15 protein-coding genes and 1 pseudogene are annotated in these 14,981 nt (G+C 63.0%); 6 read left to right on the top strand and 10 right to left on the bottom strand.

Going from position 1 to position 14,981, the window contains the following annotated elements:
* Positions 1-124 precede the first annotated feature (124 nt).
* Positions 125-274, top strand: a complete 150-nt coding sequence (locus tag V1278_RS25650; protein ID WP_334382595.1) for a hypothetical protein — start codon at positions 125-127, stop codon at positions 272-274.
* A 132-nt stretch (positions 275-406) separates the two neighbouring features.
* Here V1278_RS25650 and V1278_RS25645 read toward each other — a convergent pair whose 3' ends face one another.
* The gene (locus V1278_RS25645; RefSeq protein ID WP_334382594.1) at positions 407-934 is read right to left on the bottom strand and encodes a hypothetical protein; all 528 of its coding nucleotides are present in this window, start codon (positions 932-934) and stop codon (positions 407-409) included.
* 139 nt (positions 935-1,073) lie between these two features.
* On the bottom strand, positions 1,074-1,430 hold the full coding sequence (locus V1278_RS25640) for a DUF6538 domain-containing protein (RefSeq protein ID WP_334382593.1): 357 nt from the start codon (positions 1,428-1,430) through the stop codon (positions 1,074-1,076).
* 496 nt (positions 1,431-1,926) lie between these two features.
* Here V1278_RS25640 and V1278_RS25635 point away from each other — a divergent pair, with 496 nt between their 5' ends.
* Positions 1,927-2,181 carry a hypothetical protein gene (locus V1278_RS25635; RefSeq protein ID WP_334382592.1) on the top strand — a complete coding sequence of 85 codons (255 nt, stop codon included), beginning with the start codon at positions 1,927-1,929 and terminating at the stop codon, positions 2,179-2,181.
* Between the two features lie 159 nt (positions 2,182-2,340).
* Here the strand turns inward: V1278_RS25635 and V1278_RS25630 are convergent, their stop codons facing one another.
* From V1278_RS25630 to V1278_RS25620, 3 genes are read right to left on the bottom strand one after another with little or no spacing between them, the layout of a single operon-like run.
* The gene (locus V1278_RS25630; protein WP_442893738.1) at positions 2,341-2,907 is read right to left on the bottom strand and encodes an invasion associated locus B family protein; all 567 of its coding nucleotides are present in this window, start codon (positions 2,905-2,907) and stop codon (positions 2,341-2,343) included.
* 57 nt (positions 2,908-2,964) lie between these two features.
* On the bottom strand, positions 2,965-6,111 hold the full coding sequence (locus V1278_RS25625; RefSeq protein WP_334382591.1) for a multidrug efflux RND transporter permease subunit: 3,147 nt from the start codon (positions 6,109-6,111) through the stop codon (positions 2,965-2,967).
* Positions 6,108-7,277 carry an efflux RND transporter periplasmic adaptor subunit gene (locus tag V1278_RS25620; RefSeq protein WP_334382590.1) on the bottom strand — a complete coding sequence of 390 codons (1,170 nt, stop codon included), beginning with the start codon at positions 7,275-7,277 and terminating at the stop codon, positions 6,108-6,110. Before V1278_RS25620 ends, V1278_RS25625 begins: the two co-directional genes overlap by 4 nt.
* Positions 7,278-7,639: 362 nt before the next feature.
* On the opposite strand from V1278_RS25620, the pseudogene V1278_RS25615 reads away from it, so the two are divergent.
* From V1278_RS25615 to V1278_RS25600, 4 genes and pseudogenes are all read left to right on the top strand, one after another.
* Positions 7,640-7,941 (top strand): annotated as a pseudogene (locus V1278_RS25615) (PKHD-type hydroxylase); the annotation flags it as partial.
* A gap of 8 nt (positions 7,942-7,949) precedes the next feature.
* The gene (gene exbB / locus V1278_RS25610; protein ID WP_442893739.1) at positions 7,950-8,933 is read left to right on the top strand and encodes a tonB-system energizer ExbB; all 984 of its coding nucleotides are present in this window, start codon (positions 7,950-7,952) and stop codon (positions 8,931-8,933) included.
* Between the two features lie 3 nt (positions 8,934-8,936).
* On the top strand, positions 8,937-9,404 hold the full coding sequence (exbD, locus tag V1278_RS25605; RefSeq protein ID WP_334382588.1) for a TonB system transport protein ExbD: 468 nt from the start codon (positions 8,937-8,939) through the stop codon (positions 9,402-9,404).
* Entirely contained in the window at positions 9,401-10,192 is a 792-nt protein-coding gene (locus V1278_RS25600; protein ID WP_334382587.1) for an energy transducer TonB, read from the top strand. Before exbD ends, V1278_RS25600 begins: the two co-directional genes overlap by 4 nt.
* A gap of 22 nt (positions 10,193-10,214) precedes the next feature.
* On the opposite strand, the gene V1278_RS25595 is transcribed toward V1278_RS25600, so the two are convergent.
* From V1278_RS25595 to V1278_RS25575, 5 genes are read right to left on the bottom strand one after another with little or no spacing between them, the layout of a single operon-like run.
* Complete coding sequence (locus V1278_RS25595) at positions 10,215-11,666, bottom strand: aldehyde dehydrogenase (RefSeq protein ID WP_334368286.1); 1,452 nt, start codon at positions 11,664-11,666, stop codon at positions 10,215-10,217.
* A 23-nt stretch (positions 11,667-11,689) separates the two neighbouring features.
* A complete protein-coding gene (locus V1278_RS25590) occupies positions 11,690-12,424 on the bottom strand; it encodes an ABC transporter ATP-binding protein (protein WP_334382586.1) in 735 nt (244 codons plus the stop codon).
* A complete protein-coding gene (locus V1278_RS25585; RefSeq protein ID WP_334382585.1) occupies positions 12,417-13,166 on the bottom strand; it encodes an ABC transporter ATP-binding protein in 750 nt (249 codons plus the stop codon). Before V1278_RS25585 ends, V1278_RS25590 begins: the two co-directional genes overlap by 8 nt.
* Positions 13,163-14,107, bottom strand: coding sequence for a branched-chain amino acid ABC transporter permease (locus V1278_RS25580; RefSeq protein WP_334382584.1), 945 nt, complete (start codon positions 14,105-14,107; stop codon positions 13,163-13,165). Before V1278_RS25580 ends, V1278_RS25585 begins: the two co-directional genes overlap by 4 nt.
* Positions 14,104-14,970, bottom strand: coding sequence for a branched-chain amino acid ABC transporter permease (locus V1278_RS25575; protein ID WP_334382583.1), 867 nt, complete (start codon positions 14,968-14,970; stop codon positions 14,104-14,106). The genes V1278_RS25580 and V1278_RS25575 overlap by 4 nt, the downstream gene beginning before the upstream one ends.
* Positions 14,971-14,981 lie beyond the last annotated feature (11 nt).

The raw sequence follows: 14,981 nt of genomic DNA, 5'->3' as shown, positions 1-14,981 counted from the left end.
CTCTCCCGTTTGATTTTGATGTTTCTTCTCCGAGTGTGGTCGACCTTCGCCCTTTGTCAATCCTGCTTGCTGGTTGTGTCGTCGCTCTCTTTGCGGGCCTCAGTCGCCGCGAGTTCTAGAATGTATGCGGCAACATCCAATCCCGCAGTTCGCGCGCGAGCAGGTCGACGTGGTCGTTGTGCTTCAGACCAATCTCCTGCTTATTTCCAGTGAGCCGATCGCGGCGATCGCGCGAGAGAAGCGGCTGCCAACCGTCCTCCTGCAACCCTACTGACCCGCGCCGATGAGGTAATCGAGTGACAGGGGACGTCGCTTATTGGCACTTTTCTGACCTCGCGCGATATCCGACTCGAGTCCGGAATGCGCACCAAAGCGGACGTTCCGCCGACCGCTCGAATTTATGGGTTCACGCCCTAATGGGATAATGTGCGAAATCAACTCCCTCGAAGCTGACTGAATCGATCAGTTCGCTCTCATGCGGCAGCACGTATGGATTGCCATAGATTCCGTGCACGCCACCAAGCTGGTGGCCGACGAATTTCATACGCGTCTCTTCCGAGATACCGGCGCTTTTGCATGCGTCGATGAAGCTGTGTCGGAGAGAGTAGGTACTATATTTCCGATTGGAGATCTTCAGTTTCCCTCGAATGATACGGTTGAGGCGCTTGGTAATGGCCGAACTCCAGAAACCATGTTGGTCTGGATGCAATTCACGAAACAATTGCTTGGCTTTGCCGTTGTGGCGCCCCTCAACGAACCGGATGAAGCCAGCCTTGATCAATATCGAGTGGAGCGGGATCATGCGCCGTCCCGCTGCAGTCTTTACCCTGCGCGGATCGTTTTCAGCCTCTGCTTTCTCAGTTGGATTTGCAGCCTCATCATCATCGTCAAGAAGGCAAAGCAAATTTAGATGCGGCCGTCCGTTGAACGACATGTGTAGGTCGTCGGTCTGTAACTGCGCCAGCTCGTTTGGTCTCGCGCCGGTCGTTAGCAGGAGCAGGGGAAGCCAATAGAGAGCCGTCTTTGTCGAAGCTGTGCCAGTGATCGCAAAGAGCTTGCTAATCTGGTCGGGCTTAAGCGGTAGCCGCTTGGTGTTGGCAGCATCGCCAGCGTCTTCCGAGCGTGTCGGTCGCCCGCTTTAGCTGTAGAGATGCGATGTCGAAGCCTTCTGGTGTGCCAGCTCCATTATTTGCAAAATCTTGTGCGAGGTTGCCCAACAGTACCTTGGTTGGCTCCAACGGCTCTTCCGAGCGCAGCACCTCGTAAACGTGTTCAAGTGCAACCAGCAACTGACCGGCCCTCCGCTTGGCCACATCACGCCGGGTCGTTCGCAATGAGCAGCGAACGTCGGTTTGGCCCATGACGTTGATGAGATCTAGCGGAGTGGCCTTACGAAACCAGTAAACTCCGTTGCGGCGTTGCAGATACATTGCGGTCGAGCCCCCTTTACTGCCGACCGCGCTGGCGGTCGGATGTGACGGGGGTCTGTGACAAACGCGCGCTTAAAACGCGTTGTATCATCTAATGTTTTCAAGGGGTTAGCGATGGCGGAGCCGGAGGGAGTAGAAACCTTAGCGCTACGCTACGGATGGATAAAGCAGTACAGGATACGGCAATCAAGTTTGGCTGGAATTGAACCAGCAAGCGCAAAGCCAGATCGCATGCCGATCATGCGACATGCAGGTCGCCATAGAAGATCAGCCAGGCCTCCTAGTCCGGACCGCGGCGATGGGTGAGGGGCAGATTTAGGCCCATCCCGCATCGTTGCAGAGTTTTGCAAACTGCTCAGAAGTGGCCGGAAACAGCCGGATCAAAATGGGGTGGCATTGCAAAACCGGGTTAGGGATATCAATGGCTTAGCCCAGAACCCGATAGGCTACCGTTACACCATTCCCCAAGAATTGCTCAATAACATCAATGTCTTACATGGATGTTCGGGCAATCGGCTGGAGCGGGATTTTGCAAATCGCCGCTTTCGCTGGTGCGTCGTTCTACTCGCTCGGTCCGGGCCTTGGCAAGCGTGGAAGGAGGGGCATTTTCCAACGAATTGCAGGGTGGCGCGGGCGGCGCTTGCCGCGGTTCGAATTCACCGGTCGGTTGCTGAAGGTGTCGGTCGACATGCATGCCGACCAAAAGCTGGATGGCGAGGGCGTGGGTGCCGCGGAGATGGCGCGACAGTAGCAGCCGATCCTAAGCTGTCATCGCCCGCGCATGCGGGCGATCCAGTATTCCAGAGACAGCAGGTGACTATCGATAGGCCGCGGCGTACTGGATACCCCGCATGCGCGGGGCATGACGGCGCGAATGGCGCGGCGTTGCTCCTCGTCGCAATGGCGGAGCCTACTTGATCTTCTCATATGCCGCGGCGAAATCCGCCAGCGGCATCGGAATCGTGATCGTTTCCTTGGCCATATTCTGGAACGAGACCTTCAACTGTTTGCCGGCTTTCAACGCGGCCAGCATGTCAGGCGAAATCTGGGTGTTGGCGTAGCAGCCGCGCGCCTCGCAGGTCTGAACCTGCAGGTCGGACGTCATGCCGTCGTCGACCTGAAGCTTGGCTCCGGCCGGCAGGTTGAGCCCGAGCGGCAATTGCACGATACCGACCGGTGCGCGGGTTTCGGCCGATACGCGGATACTGATCAGCACGATCAACTGACCGGTCTTGGTCAGGACGGCGCTTTGCTCGATCGCGCATTCGAGTGGCGCGCCGCGGCTGGCGCTGCTGCACCGCGCAACCCAGCCGGGAGGCGCGGGCGTATTGGCGCCCTCGGCCGGGCCGGCGGTGGGAGCTGGCGGTGCCTGCGCCGCGGGCGCAGCATTCTTGGTCTTGAGCGCCTGGGCTTGGCCATGGCCGCACATGCCGAATAGCGCCGCGGCAACAACCACTAATTTGATTGGAATTTTCACTGAACCGGCTCCGAAGGAAACTACCTTCGGATGTGTCGGTTGCCGGCCAAAGTCAAGTCATTCGGCCGCTTGCTTGACCGAGCCGTGTGCGTCCGGATGCGCATCATGGTGCGAACCGGTCGAACGGCTCCAGCGCGCAAACGCGTTCGAAAGCCGGTCTAGATAGAGATAGACCACCGGCGTTGTGAACAGCGTCAGCGCCTGGCTGACGAGCAGGCCGCCGACCATGGCATAACCGAGCGGCTGGCGAATTTCCGATCCCGTGCCGGTGCCGAGCATCAGCGGCACCCCGCCGAGCATCGCCGCCATCGTCGTCATCATGATCGGGCGAAATCGCAGTAGCGCCGCCTTGCGGATCGCGGCTTCCGGCTCCAGACGCTCGTCGCGTTCGGCCGTGATCGCAAAATCGACCATCATGATGCCGTTCTTCTTCACGATGCCGATGAGAAGCACGATCCCGATCAGGGCAATCAGGCTGAAATCGAATCCGAACAGCATCAGGATGGCGAGCGCACCGACGCCCGCGGACGGCAGCGTGGATAGAATCGTGAGCGGGTGGATGTAGCTTTCGTAGAGAATGCCGAGGATCAGGTACACCACCACGAGCGCTGCGAGAATCAACAGCGGCACCGTGCCGAGCGATTGCTGGAATGCCTGCGCCGTGCCCTGGAAGCTCGAATTGAGCGTCGTCGGCGCGCCGAGTTCGACCATCGCTTGTTGAATTGCGTTGGTCGCCTGGCCCAGTGCCACGCCCTGCGCGAGATTGAAGCTGATCGTGGTTGCCGGGAATTGGCCCTGATGGCTGATCGACAGCGGCCGCACCGGCACGCTGGTCCAGGTGGCAAAGGTCGAAAGTGGCACCTGGTCGCCGGTGATTGGCGATTTCAGGTAGATCTTGTTCAGGGTGTCGAGGCTGCCCTGCAATTCCGGCAGCACTTCGAGCACCACCTTGTAGGTGTTGAGCTGCGTAAAGTACTGCGTCACCTGGCGCTGGCCGAACGCGTCATACAGCGTGTCGTCGATCAGTTGCGGCTGGATGCCGTAACGCGCGGCTGTGTCGCGGTTGATTTTCAGCTCGAGCGTGGTGCCGTTGGTCTGCTGGTCGGTCGCAACATCGCGAAGCTGCGGCAGCGTCTGCATCTTGGCCAGGATTTTGGGCGCCCATTCGTTCAGCTCGGCCAAATTGGCGTCCTGCAGCGTGAATTCGAACTGGGTTCGGGTCGGCCGGCCGCCGAGGCGAACGTCCTGGGCCGCCTGCATATAGAGACGGGCGCCATCGACTTTCTCGAGCTGCGGACGCAGGCGCGCGATGATCTGCTGCGCGGATGCCTTGCGCTCGTCGCGCGGCTTCAGCGTGATGTAGAGATTGCCGTTATTGCCAGCACGTCCGGTGCCGCCGATCGCCATCGCGACCGAGGCCACATCAGGGTCGGCCTGCACGATCCTTCCGAGTTGCTCCTGACGACGCTTCATGTCGGCGAATGAGATGTCCTGGCTGGCTTCCGACGTGGCGGTGATCAGGCCATTGTCCTGCTGCGGGAAGAAGCCCTTCGGGATGATCACGAACAGATAGACCGACAGACCGAGCGTGGCGAAGAAGATCATCAGGGTCGTCAACTTCCAGCGCAGCGCGAGATCGAGGCCGCGCTCGTAGAAGTGCAGCATCGCATCGAAGGCGCGCTCGCTCCGTTGATAGAACCGGCCGTGTCTGACCTCGCCATGCGCGCGCAGGAAGCGCGAGGCCATCATCGGCGTCAGCGTCAGCGACACGATCATCGACACGAAGATGGTCATTGCGAGGACCACCGCGAATTCGCGGAACAGCCGGCCGATGATGCCGCCCATCAGCAGTAGCGGGATCAGCACCGCGATCAGCGAGATGCTGATCGACACGATCGTGAAGCCGATTTCGCTGGCGCCCTTGAAGGCAGCGGCCAGCGGTTTTTCGCCTTGCTCGATGTATCGCGTAATGTTCTCCAGCATCACGATGGCGTCGTCGACCACGAAGCCGACGGCAATGGTGAGCGCCATCAGCGAGAGATTGTCGAGCGAATAGCCGCACACCCACATCAGCGCGCAGGCGCCAAGCAGCGCCAATGGCACCGTCACCGCCGGGATTACCGTCGCCCAGAAATTGCGCAGGAAGATGAATATCACCATCACGACCAGCGCGATCGTGAGCAGCATGGTGAATTGGACGTCCTCGACCGCGGCACGGATCGTCGTGGTGCGATCACTCATCACCTCGACCTTGATAGCCGGTGGGAGCGCAGCGAGTAGCCGGGGCAGCGTCCCCTTGATCTGGTCGACGGTCTCGATGACGTTGGCGCCGGGCTGCTTGAATATCACCAGGAATACGCCGCGCTTGCCGTTGGCCCAAGCCGCCTGCTTGGCGTCCTCCGGGCCGGTGACGGCCTGGCCGATATCGCGGATCCGCAACGGACCGCCATTGCGATAGGCGATGATGACGTCGTTCCAGTCCTTGGAATCCGTTAGCTGATCATTGGCGTAAATGGTGTAAGCACGCCGCTCGCCGTCGATATTGCCCTTGGGGCTGTCAACGGTCGTGATCGCGATCTGGCTGCGCACGTCCTCCAGTGACAGGCCCTTGGCGACGAGTTTCGCCGGGTCGATCTGAATGCGGATCGCCGGCTTCTGCTGGCCTCCGATGATGACCTGGGCGACGCCTGAGATCTGGCTGATCTGCTGCGCGAGCTGGGCGTCCACGGAGTCGCTGACGGTCGTGAGCGGCAGCGTGTCCGAAGTCGCCGCCATGATCAGGATCGGCGAATCCGCCGGGTTGACCTTGCGATAGATCGGGGGCGAGGGGAGGTTTTTCGGCAACTGGCCGCTGGCCGCATTGATCGCGGCCTGCACGTCGTTGGCGGCCGCGTCGATCGAGCGGTTGAGATCGAACTGGATGTTGACTGCGGTCGTACCGAGATAGCTCGTAGACGTCATCTGCGCGACGCCCGGAATCTGCGCGAACTGGCGCTCAAGCGGTTGCGCCACCGACGAGGCCATGGTTTCCGGGCTGCCGCCCGGCAGGTTGGCGGTGACCTGGATGGTCGGGAAGTCGACTTGCGGCAGGGGGGCGACGGGCAACAGCGGGTAGGCGACGAGGCCGACGAACATGATGCCCGCCATCATCAGCGAGGTGCCGATCGGGTAGCGAATGAAGGGCGCGGAGATTCCGCCGCTCATTCCTGGGCAACCTTGGCTTGGGCCGGATCGGAACTGGCGATCGCCGTGGTCACGAGCGAGCCGGGCAGAACCTTGAATTGACCTGCCGTGATCACCTGCTCGCCGAGCGAAAGTCCCTCATCGACTACCGAGCGGCCGTCGATCGAGCGCGTCACCTTGATCTTGCGGAGCTCGGCCTTGTTGTCCTGGTTGACCGCGTAGGCGTAGAGACCGTCGGCGCCATGCTGAACAGCGTCATCCGGAATCACGGTGGCGTCTTTCAGTGTCGCAACGAGCAGCCGCGTCGAAACCGACTGGCCGGGCCACAACGCGTGATCCTTGTTGTCGAATACCGCCTTGAGCCTGATCGTCCCGCTCGAGGTGTCGACCTGGTTGTTGATCAGCGAGAGCGTGCCGGTGGACAGCTCCCGCTTGCCGTCGGTGGAAAGAGCGATCACTTTGGGAGAACCGGTGGCCAGCGCTGCCTTGATATCCGGCAACTGGTCCTCCGGCGCGGTAAAGATCACCGCGATCGGCTCGATCTGGGCAATGGTGACGATGCCGGTCTGGGTTGCGGCGTTGACGATATTGCCGACATCGACCTGGCGCAGCCCGGCGATACCGGAAATCGGTGCCTTGACGGTGGCGTAATCAAGCTGGGTTTGGGCGTTGGAGATCGCTGCCGTGTCGGCCTCAACCTGCGCCGTCAGTTGCGCGACGGTCGAGCGCTGCGTATCGGTCTGTTGCCGGGTCGCGAATTCGCCGAGCCTGGTAGAGCGCTGCAGGTCGAGACTGGCATTGGCAAGATTGGCTGCGTCCTGCGCCTTCTTGGCCTTGGCCTGATCGAGCACGGCCTGGAACGGCCGCGGATCGATCTCGGCCAGGGTATCGCCCTCCTTGACGAACTGGCCTTCCTGAAACGCAATTCGATTGATCTGGCCGTCGACGCGGCTGCGCACTACGACGGTGTTGAAACCTTGCACGGTGCCAAGCCCGGTCAGATAGACCGGAAAATCGGCCTTCTCGACCGGGGCGGTCTTGACGGGGACGGCGGTGCGGGCCGGCGCGCGCTTCCCGTCAGCCTGCGCCGGGTGTTCCTCGCCGTGGAATCGCTGCCAGCCCAAATAGCCCAGCCCGGCAATCGCTGCGACCAACAAGACCCAACGGATGGTGCGTGATCTCGACATGCCGACCTACGTGTTTCGGAAAACAGGCAATGGCACCCAGAACGGTTCCCTGCGGAGACAGATATTGTCTCGGCGCCCTCGGGGCGTACATGCACGAGCGCTTGAGAATCCTAAACAATTGGAAAGGTTGCGGCAGCGCACGCGTGAGGATCGGCGATGGCGACGGCGTGGCTCGCAATCTCATTCATGGCTGTCGAACGGACCGCAAATTAGAATCGTTTTGATCTGGATGGATTCAAGCGACGTCTTGCCCCAACCGCGTTGACCGCAAAATTTTCGCTGGGTACCTACGGCGCAGGATTGTCCGCCGCACGTCGGCTGCCGCGAACTGAATTTCGTCAGCGGCATGTCCTGTCGGACGGGAGGAATATGATGGCGGTGAGCTGGTGGCGGAGAACCCCTGAGGTTCCCACGAAATCAGCTCGCGGCCGGGGAGTTCGTGCGTTATCCTGCGTCTCGTTTGCATCTGGTCACGCCGGTCACACGAGGTATGCGGGGGCGCTTTTTTCTGGCTGCAGAGCATGATACGGGATGGCTACGCCCGCAGCCCGATCTTCGATCTCGATATTCGATCCCGGCCCTGGTGGAGCGGCCTGGGCGAGACGACCCTGAAACGGTCAAATTGACCGGTATCTATCATAACCTTATCCGCTACTGGGCCTAAGTATGAATATGTCTCTTTCTCGCGCGACGACATTGGCTGTGATCTCGGCGCTGGCCATGCTGTCGCTGGCGGCGCCATCCTGGGCCCAGCAGAATGTCGCACCCGCAGCGCCGCCTGCGTCCCCGGTTCAACAGGCGCCCGCGGTTTCGCAAGCCCCAGCGGCGCCGGTCCAGGCAACTCAGCCGACGGCAGCCGCCGCGCCGGTTGCACCAACCGCAAGCTCAGACGCGACCGCCGCGCCGGCCGGGCGAGAAGGCACCTCGTTGAAGGCAACGACGGTTGCGCCGCGCGAATTGTCGCCGTGGTCCATGTACAAGGATGCCGACGTTGTGGTGAAGGCCGTGATGATCGGTCTCGCCTTTGCCTCGCTCGTGACCTGGACCGTCTTCATCGCGAAGATGTTCGAATTGGCGGTCGTTCAGCGCAAGCTGCGCAGGGCGCTCGCCAAGATCGCCGACGCGAGGTCGCTGGCGGAAGCGCAATTCGCGCTGGGCGCCAAGGGCAGCGTACTGTCGTCCTTCCTTGCGGCAGCGATGCGCGAGGCGCGGCTATCGGCGGGCATCTCGAGCGACGCCGGCATCAAGGAGCGCGCCGCGTCGAGCTTTTCGGAAATCGTGCGCGCCGAGGCGCGTCGGATCCGGCTCGGCATGGGGCTGTTGGCGACCATCGGCGCGACGTCGCCCTTTGTCGGCCTGTTCGGTACGGTCTGGGGCATCATGAACAGTTTTATCGGCATTTCGAAATCGCAGACCACGAACCTCGCCGTGGTGGCGCCCGGCATCGCCGAAGCGCTGCTTGCGACCGCGATCGGTCTCGTCGCTGCGATCCCGGCCGTCATCATCTACAATCACTTTTCGCGGGTGACCAAGGGCTACATGGAACTGGTCAGCCGAGCATCGGGCGCCGCGGGACGGCTGCTGTCGCGCGATCTCGACCGCACGCACATCAGCTCGCACGGTAGTTCGCATTCGCGCGCGGCGGCGGCGGAGTAGGCGATGGGCGCGTCAATTGCAGAACACGACCTCGATGACGACAGCGATTTCGCGGAATCGCACGAGATCAACGTCACGCCGTTCATCGACGTCATTCTCGTCCTCCTGATCATCTTCATGGTCGCAGCCCCCTTGTCGACCGTCGACCTGCCGGTCGATTTGCCGACGTCGACCGCAACCCCGCAGAAGAAGCCGGACAAGCCGACTTATGTGAGCATCAAGCCGGACCTCTCGGTTGCGATCGGTGAGAACATGGTCAAGCGCGTCGACCTGGTGCGCTCGCTCGATGCGATGCCGGACAGCAGCAAGGAGCGCCACGTCTTCCTGCGCGCTGACCGCGCCGTGCCCTATGGCGAATTGATGGACGTGCTCGAAATCCTGCGCGCCGGCGGCTATTCCAAAATCAAGCTGGTGGCGCTCGAAGGCGTTCCCGAAGCAGCGGCGGCGCAAGCGGCGCCGGCAAAGCCTTGACCGGCCTCGACGAGCAAAAGCCTTCGCGGCGGCTCTGGATTTCTGCCGCGGTGATTGCGCTCGCGCTCCACATTGGCGGCGCGGCGCTGGCGATCGCGCATTTGCAGACCGAAGAAGCCGATGACGCCCTCGGCGCGTCGGCAATCGAGATCGGGCTCGAAATGGCCTCCGTTCACCGCGAGGTGACCGATCTGCCGCCGGGTCCGGATACCGATGCTTCCGCGGCGTCGCCGCAGCTCGCCGAGCAGAAGGCCGAGGTCAAGGAAACCGAGCTGCCGCAGGACAAGCCGACGGAGCCTGAAGAGGCCGACCGGGTGGTGACGGAGAACGAGTCGAAGAAGCCGAAAGAGGACGATCCGAAGATCGCGGCGGTGCAGACGCAGGCGTCGACCGAGTCGGTTGCCTCCGAGGCGACCGCGACGCCGAGTTCAGAGGACATTCCGGAAGGGCAGCGTTCCATCGCACCGGTGATCGGCACCGGCGAGAGCGCACGACGCGTGCGCGCGACCTGGCAAAAGGAGCTGGTCGCGCATCTCGACAAGCACAAGCGCTACCCGAAGGAACGGCAGCAAAAGTCCGCCGAGATCCAGATTCGCTTCACGCTCGACCGCATGGGCCGCGTGCTCTCGACCGATATCGAGAAGGGGTCAGGCGATCCGGCCTTCGACGAGGCGGCGCTGGCAATGGTGCGCCGCTCGGATCCGGTGCCGATGCCGCCACCCATCATTGCCGACGAGGGCCTGACGTTCACGCTGCCGGTGATCTTCCGCGTCAAGAACAAGAGCTGACGTCTCGCATTCCTGCCATGCGTTAGATCGGATAGTGCTGCGGTCCGGTCTCGATCGTGATCCAGCGCAATTCGGTGAATTCGGCGATGCCGGCCTTGCCGCCGAAGCGGCCATAGCCCGACGCCTTGACGCCGCCGAATGGCATCTGCGCCTCGTCGTGAACGGTGGGCCCGTTGACGTGGCAGATGCCGGAATCGATGCGCTTGGCGACCTCGAACGCGCGCGCGATGTCGCGTCCGAATACCGCTGCCGATAGCCCGTATTCGGTGTCATTGGCGACGCGAACGGCTTCGTCCGCGCCGTTGACGCGCACGACGCAGACCACCGGGCCGAATGACTCCTCGCCGTAGATCCGCATCGACGAGTTGACGCCGTCGATCACGGTTGCCGACATCAGCGTGCCCTCGCTGCGCCCGCCTGCGACCACCTTGGCGCCTTTGCTGACGGCGTCGTTGATCAGGGCCTGAATGCGGGCCGCGGCATCGGTGCCGATCAGCGATCCCAGCGGCGCGTTCCCCTTGCGCGGATCGCCGGCGACGAGCGATCCGGCCTTCGCCGCGAGCTTTGTTACGAAGGCGTCGGCAATCTTCTCGTCGACGACGAGGCGCTCGGTCGACATGCAAATCTGGCCCTGGTTCATGAAGGCGCCGAACGCTGCGGCGGCTACGGCGGCGTCGATGTCGGCATCGTCGAGCACGATCATCGGCGCCTTGCCGCCGAGTTCGAGCAGGGCAGGCTTGAGGTACTTTGCCGCCACCTGCGCGATGATGCGGCCGACGCGCGTCGAGCCGGTAAAATTGACGCGCCGCACGGCTGGATGGCCGATCAGCATTTCGATCAGGGCAGGGGCATCTTCCGGCGCGTTGGTGATGACGTTGAGGACGCCCGGCGGCAGTCCGGCATCGCGCAGGCATTCGGCGATCAGCCGGTGGGTGCCCGGGCAGATTTCGGAGGCCTTCAGCACCACGGTGTTGCCGCAAGCGAGCGGCAGCGCGATGGCGCGAACGCCGAGAATAACCGGCGCGTTCCACGGCGCCATGCTCAACACCACGCCGGCGGGCTGGCGCACGGCCATCGCGATACAGCCCGGCTTGTCGGAGGGGATGACTTCGCCCGAAATCTGCGTGGTGATGGCCGCCGCTTCGCGCAGCATGCCGGCGGCCAAGTGAACATTGAAGCCGGCCCAGCCGGCTGTCGCGCCGGTCTCCGCCGCCATCAACTCGATGAACTGGGGTGCCTTCGATGCCAGAAGATCGGCAGCCTTCAACAGGATCGCGCGTCTCGCGTTCGGACCGGTAGCGGACCATGCGGGGAAAGCGGCGGCCGCAGTGTCGGCCGCGCGCTTCGCATCCGCGATCTGGGCTGCCGCGGCGCGGCTTGCGAGATCGCCGGTGACCGGGTTGAGGCGATCGAACGTCGCGCCGTTCGATGCCGGGACATCCTTGCTCTCGAGCAGCAGCGAAATTTCATACATGGCTTTCTCTCCTCACGCGTGCGTTACGATGATGATGCGGTGGCCGGCGGTACGCCGCCGAGATAGGCGCGCTGGACGGCGGGATCGGCTTTCAACTGGTCGGCAGTGCCGTGTCCAACGATGACGCCGTTCTCGAGCACATAACCGCGATCGGCGATCCGCAGGCTCTCCTGCGCGTTCTGTTCGACGAGCAAAAGCCCGACACCGGCCTCGCGCACCCGCAGCAAGGTGGCGAACAACTCCTGCACCATCGCGGGCGAGAGCCCGAGCGACGGCTCGTCCAGCAGCAGGATATCCGGATTGGACATCAGCGCGCGGCCGATGGCGAGCATCTGCTGTTCGCCGCCGCTCATGGTGCGCGCGATCTGGGCGGCGCGTTCGCGCAGGCGCGGAAACAGCGCAAGCACTTGCTCGCGCCGCGCCGCTTCGCCCTCGCGGGCGCGCTTCGGGTTGGCGCCGAGCAGAAGATTTTCCTTCACCGTGAGGTCGCCAAAGATGCCGCGGCCTTCCGGCACCAGCGCCAGCCCGCTTTCGACGATGTCGTGGGCGGCAAGCGCGGAGATGTCGCGGCCGCCGAGGCTCACCTGCTTGCCGGGAAGCGTACGCACGACGCCCGCGATGGCTTTCAGGAGCGAAGTCTTGCCGGCGCCATTGGCGCCCAGGATCGTTACGATCTCACGGTGGCCGACGCTGAGGGCGACGCCGTCGAGCGCCCGATGCAGGCCATAAGCGAGGCTGAGATTTTTGACCTCAAGCATCGGCGGCTACCCCGCCAAGATAGGCCTTCACAACGGCCGCATCGCTCAGCACGTCCACGGTGGCGCCTTCGGCGATCTTGCGTCCGCTGCTCATGACGATGCAGCGGTCGCACAGGGCGCGAACCGCGCTCATCACATGCTCGACCAGCACAATGGTGATTCCGTCAGCCCGCAATGATCGGATCAGGTCGATGCCGATCGCAAGCTCGGATGGATTAAGGCCGGCGAGCCACTCGTCGAGCAGCAATAGCCGCGGCTTTGCCGCGAGGGCGCGTGCGAGTTCCAGGCGCTTGCGGTCGATATAGGTGAGGTCCGCCGCGGGCCGCCGGTCGTGCCCGGCAAGACCGACGCGATCAAGCAGCGCGTCGATCCGCAGTTCTGCCTCGGAGGTGGGCAGATGCGGTCTCGGGAACGCCAATCCCGCCTTGATGTTCTCGCGGCAATCCATGCCGTCGAGCACGCGGACGAGCTGGAATGTCCGCGCCAATCCGAGCCGCGCGATCCGGTACGACGCAAGGCCCGCGATGTTCTGGCCCATCAGGCGGATGGTGCCGGCATCGGGGCGCAGCACGCCCGAGATCAGATTGAGCGCCGTGGTCTTGCCCGACCCGTTGGGGCCGAGCAGGCCCATGATTTCGCCTTGGGCGACCGTAAAGTCGAGATCGTTGACCGCGACGAGCCCGCCGAACGCGCGCCGCAACCCACTGATCGTCAGCACGGGTGTTCCGCTGCCCTGGCTCATGCGGTCGCCCGTTGCCTGGCTTTGCCGCCCGCCGTCGTCGACAGCTTCTCGAACAATCCCGCGACGCCCCTCGGCAGCATGTAGACGATCAGCAGGAAGATGCAGCCGAGGATGATGGTGAACGTGTTCGGAAAGCGCGCACTCAGCAGTTCGAACAGTAGCGTCAGCGGCACGGCGCCGAGTACCGGCCCCCACAGCCGGTGCGCGCCGCCGAGCAGCGCCATGATCAGCACCTGAAACGAGATCATCGAATTGAAGGCGATCGACGGCTCGATATAGGTCCAGCGCGGCGCCATGATCGCGCCGACCAGTGTCATGACCGTGGCGCTGATCGTGAACAGGGCGACCTTGGCAAAAGTAGTATTGATCCCGCAATGTTCTGCGACGGTCTCGTCTTCGCCGATCACCCGCAGCGCAAAGCCGAGGCGCGAGCGCGCGATCAGCCAGCCCAGCAGGAATACCGCGGCGGTCAGCGCCAGCAATTGCCAGTAAATGTCGGCTTGGGTGATATTGACGAAGACATAGCGCCCGAGCACGCGCGACTTGTTGACCTCGAACCAGACCACGAGTTGGCGGATCAGTTCGGTCAGTCCAAAGGTGAAGATGACGAAGTAGACGCCACTCAAGCGCAGCGTCGAGAGCCCGACGATGCCAGCCACAATGGCGCCGAGCGCCGCTGCGGTCAGCAGCACGAGCGGCCATGGCAAGATCTCGCCGAGCACGGCAACGGTATAGGCGCCGACACCAAAGAAGGCGGTCGTTGCCAATGAGACGTAGCGGGTGGGCCCAGAGAACATGCCCCACGCCGTCGCCAGCACGGTGTATTGCAAAAGGCTGATGGCGAGCGCGAGGTAGTAGGCGTTGCCGAGGCGCGGAACGAGCGCCAGCAGCGCAAGCGCTGCGAGCGCTGTGGCACCGAAGCCGGCGATACGCGTGCTCATCGCGTCGCCCTGCCAAACAGGCCGGCCGGCTTCACCAGCAGCACGGCGAGAAACAGCGCGAAATTGACTGCAAGCGTGAGCCCGGGATCGACATAGGAGGCAACCAGCGCCTCGCTGAGACCAAGCGCCAGGCCTGCGACCAGGCAGCCCAGCATGTTGCCGACGCCGCCCATCACGACGACGATCAAGGCCTTCATCGTGAAGACGACGCCGGATGACGCGCTGAAGGTAAGAAAGGTGCTGACCAGCACACCGGCGGCGGCGACCAGCGCGCCACCCAATGCAAATGTCAGGGCGGAGGCCTGCGGCACGTTGATGGCGACAAGCTGGGCGGCGAAAGGATCGACGGCTACGGCGCGTACCGCCGTGCCGGCGCGTGTCCGCGTCGCGGCATACAGCGCCAGACCGAGCAGGATGGTGATGCCGAGCGCGGCGAGGCGGTTGGCTGCGACCGTCTCACCGAGAAACTGCACCGGGAAGGCCAGGAACGAATAGCTGTAGTAGGCGCCGCCGAACAGGGCGAGCATCAAGCCCTGAATGACGAAGGTGAGGCCAAAGGTTGCGAGAATGCTGTCGACCTCGAGCGCGTCTCGGTTGGGCGCGCGTCGCACCAACGGCGTCAGCAGCAATTTGTAGATTGCAAAGTTCAGCACGAAGGCGAGGGGAACGACCAGCGCCAGTCCGACAAACGGACTGATCGCCCAGCCCGTGAACAGCCAGTGCGATGCAAAGGCGGCGGCGATCAGGAACTCGCCGTAGGAGAGGTTCATGATGCGCGCAACGCCGTACTGGAGCGTGAGCCCCATGGCGATGAGCGCATACATGCCGCCCAGCATCAGGCCGGTCAGAATGGCGTTGGTCATTGGCGTGCTGG

The sequence above is a fragment of the Bradyrhizobium sp. AZCC 1577 genome, from assembly GCF_036924575.1.
Lineage (GTDB): Bacteria > Pseudomonadota > Alphaproteobacteria > Rhizobiales > Xanthobacteraceae > Bradyrhizobium.
This window is presented reverse-complemented; position numbering and strand designations above follow the sequence as displayed.

What these genes read in the sequence shown, in the direction of transcription:
- V1278_RS25585 (WP_334382585.1), bottom strand. Translation starts at nt 13,166, where the DNA reads ATGAGCCAGGGCAGCGGAACACCCGTGCTGACGATCAGTGGGTTGCGG.
- exbD (WP_334382588.1), top strand. Translation starts at nt 8,937, where the DNA reads ATGGGCGCGTCAATTGCAGAACACGACCTCGATGACGACAGCGATTTC.
- V1278_RS25640 (WP_334382593.1), bottom strand. Translation starts at nt 1,430, where the DNA reads ATGTATCTGCAACGCCGCAACGGAGTTTACTGGTTTCGTAAGGCCACT.
- exbB (WP_442893739.1), top strand. Translation starts at nt 7,950, where the DNA reads ATGTCTCTTTCTCGCGCGACGACATTGGCTGTGATCTCGGCGCTGGCC.
- V1278_RS25645 (WP_334382594.1), bottom strand. Translation starts at nt 934, where the DNA reads ATGTCGTTCAACGGACGGCCGCATCTAAATTTGCTTTGCCTTCTTGAC.
- V1278_RS25650 (WP_334382595.1), top strand. Translation starts at nt 125, where the DNA reads ATGCGGCAACATCCAATCCCGCAGTTCGCGCGCGAGCAGGTCGACGTG.
- V1278_RS25625 (WP_334382591.1), bottom strand. Translation starts at nt 6,111, where the DNA reads ATGAGCGGCGGAATCTCCGCGCCCTTCATTCGCTACCCGATCGGCACC.
- V1278_RS25620 (WP_334382590.1), bottom strand. Translation starts at nt 7,277, where the DNA reads ATGTCGAGATCACGCACCATCCGTTGGGTCTTGTTGGTCGCAGCGATT.
- V1278_RS25590 (WP_334382586.1), bottom strand. Translation starts at nt 12,424, where the DNA reads ATGCTTGAGGTCAAAAATCTCAGCCTCGCTTATGGCCTGCATCGGGCG.
- V1278_RS25595 (WP_334368286.1), bottom strand. Translation starts at nt 11,666, where the DNA reads ATGTATGAAATTTCGCTGCTGCTCGAGAGCAAGGATGTCCCGGCATCG.
- V1278_RS25635 (WP_334382592.1), top strand. Translation starts at nt 1,927, where the DNA reads ATGGATGTTCGGGCAATCGGCTGGAGCGGGATTTTGCAAATCGCCGCT.
- V1278_RS25575 (WP_334382583.1), bottom strand. Translation starts at nt 14,970, where the DNA reads ATGACCAACGCCATTCTGACCGGCCTGATGCTGGGCGGCATGTATGCG.
- V1278_RS25580 (WP_334382584.1), bottom strand. Translation starts at nt 14,107, where the DNA reads ATGAGCACGCGTATCGCCGGCTTCGGTGCCACAGCGCTCGCAGCGCTT.